Genomic DNA, 10,436 nt, shown 5'->3' with positions numbered 1-10,436 from the left:
GGTCCAGGCCCCCGCCAGCTGGAGGCCGGGCAGCCGGGTGCGGGGGCCGGGGCGCAGCCGCCCGACGCCCGGGGCGGGCGCGAAGGTGGCGGTGCGCTCCCGGGTGACGAAGAAGTCGCGGATGCCCGCGCCGCGGGCGGCGGGGAGCAGCCGTTCCAGCTCGGGCAGGTAGCGCGCCCGCAGTTCGGCGACGGGAAGGTCGATCTCGTCCTGGGCGGCCGACTGCGAGACGGCCAGGTACTGCCCGGGTCCGGTGAGGCCCGAGGAGTGGGTGCGGTCGAAGACCCATTGGACCGGGGAGCCGATCGCGGCGAAGAACGGCCTGCGCAGCACCTTGCGGTCGTAGACGACGTGCACGTTGAGGATGGGGGCGCACGCGATGTCGAGCAGCAGGTCCGGTTCGTCCAGCGCGCCCTCGGGCAGCAGGGCGTGGGTCTCGGTCTGCGGCACGGCCAGCACGACGGTGTCGGCGGTGATCCGCTCCCCCGCCGTCTCGACGTTCCAGCGGCCGTCCTCGGCGCGGGTCAGGGAGCCCACCTTGGCGCGCAGTTCGGTGCGGACGCCCGCGGTGTCCAGGGCCTTGCGGGCGAGGGTGTCGTGCAGCTCGCCGAGCGGCACGGTGGCCCAGCCGATGTCGGCGGCGCCGGGCTCGGAGAGCAGCCCCGTCTTGAAGACCTTCGCCGCGAGCGCCATGGAGGCGTTCGGGGCGGTGGCGTTCAGCGTGGCGACGCCGACGAGGTCCCAGAGGGCCTCGATGGTGCGCTCCGACTGGCCGTGCCTGCGCAGCCAGGTGGCGAAGTCGATGCGGTCGAGCTCGGGGTCGGCGGGGTCCAGGCGGCCGAGCGCGAGGGCGGCGCGGCCCACGCCCGCCTTCTCGGCGAGCGAGAGGTGGGGGTAGGCGGCGAGTCCGCCGGCGAGGTGCAGCGGTACGGGCAGACCGGTGCGCCGCAGCCGTCCCAGGCGCGGCCCCGCGGCCCGGCCGACGTCCAGCACGGGCACGTCCAGGCGGTCCTGGAGCGGGGCCAGGCGGGCGGCGTCGATCCGGTCGAGGAACCAGCGGTAGCCGGTGCAGCAGCGCAGGTAGACGTGCTGGCCGTTGTCGACGGTGAGGTCGCCGCGCTGGAAGGAGAAGGCGAGGCCGCCGAGGCGGGGGCGCCCTTCCAGGAGGGTCACGTCGAGTCCGGCGTCGGCGAGGCGGAGCGCCGCCGTGACGCCGGCGAGACCACCGCCGACGACGACGGCGACGGGGCGTGGGCTCTCGTCGTTCATGCGGGCCCCTCTCGCCGGGTCGGTGCGCTCTGCCGGGTCCTCACCCTGGCGATCGTCGCAGTCAGTGACGCGTCGGGCCACTGGAGGGTTGCCCAGGGGACGAGGCTGCGAAGACGCATCAGGTTCGCCCCCTGGCGGTGAGCCGCGAGATGTGGCGGGCGTCGAGTCCGGACAGGCCGCGCACCGCGACGTAGGCCTTCTCGTGACCGGGCAGCGAGACCCGTCCGCGCAGCACGGCCTCGGGGTCGCGCTCGATCCGGTCGAGGAGGCGGCGGTAGATCCCGGCCATCGCCGCGACACAGGCGCCGCTGCGGCGGTCGAGCATCGGCAGCAGCCGGTAGCCCTCGGCGAACAGGGCGCGGGCGCGGCGGACCTCGAAGTGGATGAGGCCCGCGAAGTCGGAGCCGGGGGGCGGGGTGGTCCGGTGGAACCCGGCCGAGCAGCCGAATTTGGCCAGGTCGTCGGCGGGCAGGTAGGTGCGCCCGTTGCCGGCGTCCTCGCGGACGTCGCGCAGGATGTTGGTGAGCTGGAGGGCGAGGCCGAGGGTGTCGGCGTACTCCGCGGCGCGCTCGGCCCCGCGGGCGCCCGTCGCGGTGCCGAAGACGCCGAGGCTGAGGCGTCCGATGGCTCCGGCGACGCACCGGCAGTAGGACTTCAGGTCGTCCCAGGTCTCGTAGGTCGCGCCCCGGACGTCCATCAGGACGCCGTCGATCAGCTCGTCGAGCCCGCCGAGCGGGAGCGGGAACCGGCGGGCCGCGTCGGCGAGCGCGACGGCCACCGGGTCGGTGTCGTCCTCGTCGACCACGTCCTTGCGGATCCGCTCCAGCAGTTCGCGGGTGCTCTCCAGCCGGGCCCGCTTGGTCTCCGGGTCCAGCTCCCCGTCGCCGATGTCGTCGACGCGACGGGAGAAGGCGTACAGCGCCGACATGGCCTGCCGCTTCTCGTACGGCAGCAGTCTGATGCCGTAGGCGAAGTTACGGGCCTGCTGTCCGGTGACGGCCTCGCAGTAACTGTATGCGGCCTGCACCGGCGGCGACATGTACGTCGTCTGTCCCTCCACGGTCCGGCTCACCTCTCTCCACGCGCTCTTCGCAAGACGATTCCCACTTCGCGCAGCAGGCTGGGCTTGGTGGGCTTGGGCGGTCCGGGCAGTACGTCGAACCCGGCGGCCGAGATCGCCGTGAGCGCGCTGCGCCCGCCCCCGACGAATCCGGCGAGGAGCAGCTTGAGCCTGCCGTTGACGCTACCCACCAGAGGGGGGCCTTCATTCAGCAGGTCGCTCGCGCGCTGGGCCTCGTACGCGATCAGGGCGCGCACGGAGGCTCCGGCGGAGGGCGCGGCCAGGTCGGATTCGGTGACCCGGAAGCGTTCCATGTCCTCGGCGGGCAGATAGATCCGGTCGCGTTCCAGGTCCTCGGCCACGTCCTGCAGATGCTCGACGATCTGGAGCGCGGTGCAGACCGCGTCCGAGCGGCGGACACGTTCCGGGCTCGCGGTGCCGGTGAGGGCGAGGACCAGGCGGCCGACCGGGTTCGCCGAGAGCTCGCAGTAGGCGGCGAGATCGGCGTAGGTGCCGTAGCGGCGGATCTTCTGGTCCTGGCGGTTGGCCTCGATCAGGCCGAGGAAGGGCTCGGGGGTGAGCGCGCGGCGCCGCACAGTGGGACGCAGCTTGCGCAGCAGCGGATGGTGCGGCTCCTGGCCGGTGGTGGCGAAGACCCGGTGGAGATCGGCCTCGAAGGCGTCGAGCATGGCGAGGCGGTCGTCGCTCCGCTCCGGCTCCAGGCCGAGGTGGCGGGCGTCCGCGCCGCCGGGGGCGAGGTCGCCGTCGCCGATGTCGTCGACGAGCCGGGCGAAGCCGTAGACCGCCATCAGGTCGTCGCGCCAGGCGCGGGGCAGGAAGAAGGGCGCCACGGGGAAGTTTTCGTCCGCGGCCTTGCCGAGGGTGGCGTCACCGATGCGCGTCTCGGGGGTCGGGGTCACTGCGGACCGCCCGGCGCGGGGACGGCGAGACCACGCCGGAGCTGGAGATCTTCCGTCATTGCCGTCACATCTCCCGTTCTACACTGCTGACCCAAAACAACCCTTTTCGGACACGCTGCTCGGCCTTCCGAGTGCACTGCGGCAGAGCGGCCGGTGCCGGGGCGTATCGCCCTACTTGCCATGAATCAGCACCGCTACAGCTTACGTTGTACAGCTCACAGGGGACCGGTGGGGTGGAACGCCCGCCGCCGCTTCCCGGCCGTGCCCGTCAACCTTCCCCGCGCACGGCGGAATTGACGTCATCCGCCGGGAGGAGATCGTCCCTGGGCCCTACTGCGGAAGGTCCGCACGGTGCCGGGCACCGCGCGGCCCCCGCCGGACCGGTCCGGCGGGGGCCTCGGAGAACGCTCGGGCTACTTGCCCGTTTCGCGCTCGTACGCCTTGAGGACCTCCTCGGTGGGGCCGTCCATCAGGAGTTCGCCCTTCTCCAGCCAGAGCGCGCGGTCGCAGGTGTCCCTGATCGACTTGTTGTTGTGGCTGACCAGGAAGACGGTGCCCGCCTCCTTGCGCAGCTCGCGGATCCGCTCCTCGGAGCGGACGCGGAACTTGCGGTCACCGGTGGCCAGCGCCTCGTCGATCATGAGGACGTCGTGGTTCTTGGCGGCGGCGATCGAGAAGCGCAGCCGCGCCGCCATGCCGGAGGAGTACGTCCGCATCGGCAGGGTGATGAAGTCGCCCTTCTCGTTGATGCCGGAGAACTCCACGATCTCCTGGTAGCGCTGGCGGATCTCGTCCTGGCTCATGCCCATCGCCAGACCGCCGAGCACGACGTTGCGCTCACCGGTCAGGTCGCTCATCAGCGCGGCGTTCACGCCGAGCAGCGAGGGCTGACCGTCCGTGTACACCTGGCCGGATTCGGTCGGCAGCAGGCCGGCGATGGCGCGCAGCAGCGTCGACTTGCCGGAGCCGTTGGTGCCGATGAGACCGATGGCCTCGCCGCGGTAGGCGGTGAAGGAGACACCGCGCACGGCGTGCACCTTCCGGACGCCGCGCGGCTCGCCCTTGCCCCGCCGCATCATGCGGCTCAGCGCGGCGGTGGCGCTGCCCCGGCCGCCGCCCGTGCCGTTGACCCGGTACACGATGTGCACGTCGTCGGCGATCACCGTGGGGATGCGCCCCTGTGCGTTGTCCTCAGCCACGGCCGTACCGTTCCTCTGCTTTCCAGAAGTACACGAATCCCACGACTCCCAGCAGTACGGCCCAGCCCAGGCCGACGGCCCAGACGTGGTCCGGCAGGTTCTCGGAGCCGTACCCGTCGATCAGGGCGAAGCGGACGAGGTCCATGTAGATCGCCGCCGGGTTGTACTGCAGCACGTCCGCGATCCAGGCCGGCTTGTCCTTGAGCATCACCGGGATGGAGAACATGACGCCCGAGGCGTACATCCAGGTCCGCATGACGAACGGCATCAGCTGGGCGAGGTCGGGGGTCTTGGAGCCGAGCCGCGCCATGACGAGGGCGAGGCCCGTGTTGAAGAAGAACTGGAGAACCAGCGCGGGAATCACCAGCAGCCACGACAGCGAGGGGTAGCTGCCGAAGATGACGGCGACCGCGACCAGCACGATCATCGAGAACAGCAACTGCTGGAGCTGCTGGAGCGAGAAGGAGATGGGCAGCGAGGCCCGGGGGAAGTGGAGGGCCCGGACCAGTCCGAGGTTGCCGGAGATCGCGCGGACGCCCGCCATCACCGAGCTCTGGGTGAAGGTGAAGACGAATACGCCGGTGACCAGGAACGGCACGAAGACGTCGTGGGAAATCCCCTCCCTGGTCCCCAGGATCAGCCCGAAGATCAGGTAATAGACCGCTGCGTTCAGCAGGGGCGTGACCACTTGCCACAGCTGGCCCAGTTTGGCCTGGCTGTACTGCGCGGTCAGCTTCGCCCGGGAGAAGGCCAGGATGAAGTGGCGTCGTCCCCAGAGCTGTCGCATGTACGCGAACAGCCCCGGCCTGGCGCCGCTCACGGTCAGGCCGTACTTGGCGGCCAGCTGGGCCGCGTCGAGGCCCTCGTCGGCGGACGGCGGGGTCCCGAGGGCTACCCCACCGTCGTGGGTCGTGTCACTCACAAGTTTGAAACTCTCGTCTTCACGCGCAGCCAGTCGCGGGCGCGGCTCAGGCGGACAGGTTCCGGAAAGAAAATACGCCTCATGCTCTCAGAGGAAAGCGTCTCAGATGACCGGAGGTCGGCCCAGCCTCGTCAGCCGCCACACCGTACGCCACTTCATCGGGCGCCGGGGCCCGCAGGGGGTCGACCAGCCTTCCCGGAATCCGCCGAACCATGCCCTCAGCGCGGGCGGCGAAGGACGCCTGACCAGGGTCAGCAGCAGCCAGACCCCCAGATAGAGGGGGACCAGCGGGGCGGGCAGGTTCCGGCGGGCGAGCCAGACCCGGTTGCGGGCGACCATGCGGTGGTAGACCGCGTGCCGGGACGGGGCGGTGGTGGGGTGGTTCAGCACCATGTCCGCGCGGTAGTCGATCGTCCACCCCGCGTCCAGCGCCCGCCAGGCCAGGTCCGTCTCCTCGTGGGCGTAGAAGAAGTGCTCCGGCAGCGGGCCGACCTCGGCGATGACCCGGGTGCGTACGGCGTTGGCACCGCCCAGGAACGTCGTCACGCGCGAGGAGCGCATCGGGTCGGCGGCCCGCAGCCGGGGCACGTGCCGCCGCTGGGTGGCGCCGGTGTCCGGATCGGCGATCCGGAAGGTGACGATCCCGAGCTTCGGGTCCGCCGCGAACGCCTGCCGGCACAGCTCGGCGGTGTCGCGGTTCGGGAGCAGCCCGTCGTCGTCGAGGAAGAGCAGCGCGTCCACGTCCGCCCCGCAGGGGCCGAACGCCTCGATGCCGACATTGCGGCCGCCGGGGATGCCCAGGTTCTCGGGCAGTTCCACCGTGCGCACCCCCGCGGGCACGGCGGGGACCGGGGCTCCGTTGCCGACCACCACGACCTCGATCCGGTCACCGTGCTGGGCGGTGACCGAATCGAGGAGGGCGCGGAGCTCGTCCGGGCGATTGCCCATGGTGATGATCACCGCGCCCAGTTTCATGGGAAAGGTCACTTCAGCCTGCTGGACGCCAGGACGGACACCAGGTGCAGCAGGGTCTGCAGCAGCGCGATGCCGGCCATCACCGCGACGGTCAGGCGGGTGTAGAAGAGGTCGCCCCCGATCGCGTCGACCACGGCCACCAGGAGGATCACCAGCGAGGCCTCGATCCCGAGGATCAGCCGGTGGAACTTGAGCGCCCCGGCGGCCCTGCGGGCCAGCGCCATGCCGGAGGAGCGCGGCTCGGACGCCGCCTCCTTCACCGGTGGCATCCCGCCCTGGTGGCGGGCCACGCCGACCAGGTCCGTCTCGGCCTTGATGAGGATCGCGCCGAGGGCGGCAAGGGTCCCGAGGAAGGCCCAGAGCCAGTCGATCCGGCCCTCGCCCCAGATGTCGGCGGCGCGCAGGCCGAGGCCGACGAGCACCGCCGCGTCGCACAGATAGGCGGCGACCCGGTCCAGGTAGACCCCGCTGAGCGAGTACTGCTTCTTCCAGCGGGCCAGCTCGCCGTCCACGCAGTCGAACAGCAGGTAGAGCTGGACCATCACCACGCCGAGCACGGCGCCCCACACACCCGGCACCAGCAGCGCCGGGGCGGCCAGGGCCCCGGCCAGCGTCATCACGTACGTGACCTGGTTCGGGGTGACCCGGGTGTTGACCAGGTAGCGGTCCACGCGCAGCGAGACCTCGCGCATGTACATGCGCCCGGCCCAGTGCTCGCCGCTGCGCCGGTCCTTCACCCCCGGGGGGTGCACGACCGGACGGAGTTCAGCTACTGATGGTCGTCGCATAGTCGGCGTACGCGTCCCTGATCTGGTCGGTGGACAGGTTGAGGTGCTCCAGGACCGTGAAGCGTCCCGGACGCGTCTGCGGCGCGTAGTCGACGGCCCTGACGAACTCGTCGACGCTGAACCCGATCTCCTCCGGCAGGACCGGCAGACCGTGGCGGCGCAGTATCGATGCCATCAGGAGGGACTCCTGTCGGGCACCGCGCAGATGCATGGCGAAGCACGCGCCGAGGCCGACCTGCTCGCCGTGGCTGGCCGCGCGCTGGGGAAACAGCAGGTCGAAGGCGTGGTTGATCTCGTGGCAGGCGCCGGAGGCCGGGCGGGAGTCGCCCGCCACCGACATCGAGATACCCGTCAGCACGAGCCCCTCGGCCAGCACCTTCAGGAAGGCGTCGTCGCCGACCCCACCGGGGTGACGGAGCACGGCCTCGCCCGCCTGGCGGGCCATCGCGGCCGCCAGACCGTCGATCTCCTCGCCGTTGACCTCGTGGGCCAGTTCCCAGTCGGCGACGCAGGAGATGTTCGAGATCGCGTCGCCGATGCCGGAACGGACGTAACGGGCGGGCGCCTCACGGATCACGTCGAGGTCGATGACCACGGCGATCGGGGTGGGGACCCCGTAGGAGCCGCGCCCGTTGTCGTTGTCCAGGGTGGCGACCGGCGAGCACAGGCCGTCGTGCGAGAGGTTCGTCGCGACGGCGACCATGGGCAGCCCGACCCGCGCCGCGGCGTACTTCGCCACGTCGATGATCTTGCCGCCGCCGAGGCCGACGACGGCGTCGTACCGGTTGCCCTTGATGCCGTCGGCGAGCTTCACCGCCGAGTCGATCGTGCCGTCGGACACCGGATACCAGTCGGCCCCGGGCAGGACCGGGGCGAGCCTCTCCCGCAGGGCGCGCCCGGAGCCGTCGCTGATCGCGATGGCGAGCTTGCCCGAGGAGGAGATCCGCTGATCGGCCAGGAGACCCGCCAGATCGTCCATGGCGCCGCGCCGGATGTCGACGACGACCGGGGACGGAATGAGCCGGGTCAGTACTGGCACGCGATCTCACGGCCCTTCTTGAGGTCGTCGTGGTTGTCGATCTCGACCCAGGTCACCGTGCCGATGGGGGCCACGTCGACGGTGAAGCCGCGGTTCACGAGCTCCTGGTAGCCGTCCTCGTAGTAGAGGTCGGGGTCGCGCTCGAAGGTGGTCTTCAGAGCGTCCGCCAGCTCCTCGGCCGCCTCGGCCTCGATGAGGGTGACGCCGATGTACTCGCCGGTCGCGGTGGCCGGGTCCATCAGCTTCGTGATGCGCTGGACGCCCTTGCCCTCCTCCGTGATGACCTTCATCTCCTCGTCGGCGAGGACCTTCTCGGTGTCCAGCGCGAGGATGATCTTCTGGCCCTTGCCGCGGGCTTCCAGGAGGGTCTTCTCGACGGAGACCGGGTGCACGGTGTCGCCGTTGGCGAGGATCACGCCGCGCTTGATGACGTCACGGGCGCACCAGAGGGAGTAGGCGTTGTTCCACTCCTCGGCCTTGTCGTTGTCGATGAGCGTGAGGGTGACGCCGTAGGTCGCTTCCAGCTCGGCCTTGCGGGCGTAGACGGCCTCCTTGCGGTAGCCGACGACGATCGCGACCTCGGTGAGTCCGACCTCGGCGAAGTTGGCGAGCGTGAGGTCGAGGACCGTCTTGTCGCCGTCGACAGGGACGAGCGCCTTGGGAAGCGTGTCCGTGTAGGGGCGCAGACGTCGTCCTGCACCGGCTGCCAGTACGAGGCCGATCATGCGAGTTCTCCTTCGTCGTGTACGGCGGGGGCCGAGGAGGACACCCAGAAGCGGATGGACTCCACGAGCACCACCAGAGCCACGGCGACCGCGAGCGCGGTCAGGGCCGTGGTGAAACCTGAGGTGTGGGTGAGTACGGCGGCGAGGACGACCACCAGCGCGGTCCGGCCCTCGTGTCCACCGATCGTCCGCACCAGCCACTGGGGCGGCGCGCCGGTGCCTCCGCGAATGCGGTACACCGTGTCGTAGTGATGGTAGGCGACGGCCGAGACGAGCCCGAAGGCCGCCGGAACGGCGTGGGGGACGTCGCTGCGGGCCGCCAGCACCAGGATCGTGACGTACTCCGCGGCCCGGAAGAACGGCGGCACCAGCCAGTCCAGCGCGCCCTTGAGCGGGCGGGCGACGGCGAGGCCGGAGAGGACCACGTACACCGCGGCGGCGGCGACGGTCAGCCAACTGCCGTACGGGAGGAGGAGCGCCCCGCCGACCATCACGAGGGTGCCGAGCAGGGCGACGGCCGGGGCCGTGAACGCGCCCCGGAGTCCGGGGGCGACGGCGGCGACGGCCTGGGCGAGGGGGCCGGAGTCGGCGAGGTCCGCGAGGGCCCGCGCGGCACGGTCGGTGCGGCTGGCCCTGCGGGTCAGCGAGCGCAGCAGGCGGCCCGCCGTGGTGTAGCAGGCGGCCAGGGAGCAGCCGACGAGCAGGGCGTAGAAGACGACGCGCGGGGTGGTGAGCGCGGTGAGCACCGCGATCATGGCCCAGCGCTCGCCGATCGGCAGCACGATCATCCGCCGCACCCAGACCGTCCAGCCGACGTTGTCGAGCTTGTCGGAGAGGGCCGCGGTGGGGCTGGTGTTGGCGACCGCGTCGTGGTTGGCCTCGTTGAACGAGAAGTCCACGACATGGCGACAGGCCTGGAGGACCATCGCGCCGAGCGCGAGGACCCACACGTCGTCGCCGCCGCGTACGGCGCCGATGGCGAGCCCGGCGTAGTACGCGTACTCCTTGGCCCGGTCGAAGGTGGCGTCCAGCCAGGCGCCCATCGTGGAGTACCGCAGCGAGTAGCGGGCCAGCTGCCCGTCGGTGCAGTCCAGGACGAAGGAGACCAGGAGCAGGATCCCGGCGGCGACGTAGCCGCCCCGGGTTCCGGTGGCCGCGCCGCCGGCCGCGATGAGCGCGGTGATCAGCGAGGCGGTGGTGACCTGGTTCGGGGTGAGGTTGCGGCGGGCGCACCAGCGGGCGATGTAACGGGAGTAGGGGCTGATGCAGTACGTGGTGAAGAAGCCGTCGTGGGCCTTGACCGCGTTGCGCAGCCGTACCGCCTCGTCGTCGACCGAGGCGAGGCCCGCCTCGGCGGCGGCCCGCTGCTCCGGGTCGGTGGGGACGGCCGCGACGAGCGAGCCGAGGGCGGGGCGCTGTACGGCGGTGCCCTCGGCCTCCAGCGCGACGGCGATCCGGCCGGGGACGGTGCGGTCCTCGGGGGCGGGGTCGGCCGCCGGCTCGACGACCGGGGCGCCCGCGCCGACCGCGGCGGCGGCT

At 71.4% G+C, this 10,436-nt stretch carries 10 protein-coding genes; all 10 read right to left on the bottom strand.

What is annotated here, in order from left to right; genetic code table 11:
* Positions 1 to 1,269: hydroxysqualene dehydroxylase HpnE (gene hpnE / locus CR470_RS31205; RefSeq protein WP_097870834.1), on the bottom strand; the 1,269-nt coding region annotated here is incomplete at its 3' end.
* Positions 1,270 to 1,387: 118 nt separating this feature from the next.
* Positions 1,388 to 2,308, bottom strand: coding sequence for a presqualene diphosphate synthase HpnD (gene hpnD / locus CR470_RS31200; RefSeq protein WP_179892434.1), 921 nt, complete (start codon positions 2,306 to 2,308; stop codon positions 1,388 to 1,390).
* A 29-nt stretch (positions 2,309 to 2,337) separates the two neighbouring features.
* Positions 2,338 to 3,249 (bottom strand): squalene synthase HpnC, encoded by a 912-nt coding sequence (gene hpnC, locus CR470_RS31195; protein ID WP_097870833.1) that lies wholly within the window; start codon positions 3,247 to 3,249, stop codon positions 2,338 to 2,340.
* A gap of 413 nt (positions 3,250 to 3,662) precedes the next feature.
* Positions 3,663 to 4,448: an ABC transporter ATP-binding protein gene (locus CR470_RS31190; RefSeq protein WP_032792254.1), complete on the bottom strand. Its 786-nt coding sequence runs from the start codon at positions 4,446 to 4,448 to the stop codon at positions 3,663 to 3,665.
* The gene (locus tag CR470_RS31185; protein WP_097870832.1) at positions 4,441 to 5,370 is read right to left on the bottom strand and encodes an ABC transporter permease; all 930 of its coding nucleotides are present in this window, start codon (positions 5,368 to 5,370) and stop codon (positions 4,441 to 4,443) included. Before CR470_RS31185 ends, CR470_RS31190 begins: the two co-directional genes overlap by 8 nt.
* A 102-nt stretch (positions 5,371 to 5,472) precedes the next feature.
* On the bottom strand, positions 5,473 to 6,345 hold the full coding sequence (locus CR470_RS31180) for a glycosyltransferase family 2 protein (protein ID WP_097870831.1): 873 nt from the start codon (positions 6,343 to 6,345) through the stop codon (positions 5,473 to 5,475).
* Between the two features lie 8 nt (positions 6,346 to 6,353).
* Positions 6,354 to 7,133 (bottom strand): CDP-alcohol phosphatidyltransferase family protein, encoded by a 780-nt coding sequence (locus CR470_RS31175; RefSeq protein WP_097870835.1) that lies wholly within the window; start codon positions 7,131 to 7,133, stop codon positions 6,354 to 6,356.
* A complete protein-coding gene (locus CR470_RS31170) occupies positions 7,111 to 8,172 on the bottom strand; it encodes an iron-containing alcohol dehydrogenase family protein (RefSeq protein ID WP_050362121.1) in 1,062 nt (353 codons plus the stop codon). Before CR470_RS31170 ends, CR470_RS31175 begins: the two co-directional genes overlap by 23 nt.
* A complete protein-coding gene (locus CR470_RS31165) occupies positions 8,160 to 8,897 on the bottom strand; it encodes a phosphocholine cytidylyltransferase family protein (RefSeq protein ID WP_097870830.1) in 738 nt (245 codons plus the stop codon). Before CR470_RS31165 ends, CR470_RS31170 begins: the two co-directional genes overlap by 13 nt.
* A partial coding sequence (locus tag CR470_RS31160; RefSeq protein WP_107489516.1) for a DUF5941 domain-containing protein occupies positions 8,894 to 10,436 on the bottom strand: 1,543 nt, incomplete at its 5' end. The genes CR470_RS31160 and CR470_RS31165, both read right to left, overlap by 4 nt.

Origin of the sequence: Streptomyces sp. rh34 (genome assembly GCF_002551245.1) — a bacterium.
Classification (GTDB): Bacteria; Actinomycetota; Actinomycetes; order Streptomycetales; family Streptomycetaceae; genus Streptomyces.
The sequence above is the reverse complement of the archived record's forward strand: the minus strand, read 5'-3'. Positions and strand labels throughout refer to the sequence as shown.

What these genes read in the sequence shown, in the direction of transcription:
- hpnD (WP_179892434.1), bottom strand. Translation starts at nt 2,308, where the DNA reads ATGTCGCCGCCGGTGCAGGCCGCATACAGTTACTGCGAGGCCGTCACC.
- CR470_RS31175 (WP_097870835.1), bottom strand. Translation starts at nt 7,133, where the DNA reads ATGCGACGACCATCAGTAGCTGAACTCCGTCCGGTCGTGCACCCCCCG.
- CR470_RS31165 (WP_097870830.1), bottom strand. Translation starts at nt 8,897, where the DNA reads ATGATCGGCCTCGTACTGGCAGCCGGTGCAGGACGACGTCTGCGCCCC.
- CR470_RS31180 (WP_097870831.1), bottom strand. Translation starts at nt 6,345, where the DNA reads ATGAAACTGGGCGCGGTGATCATCACCATGGGCAATCGCCCGGACGAG.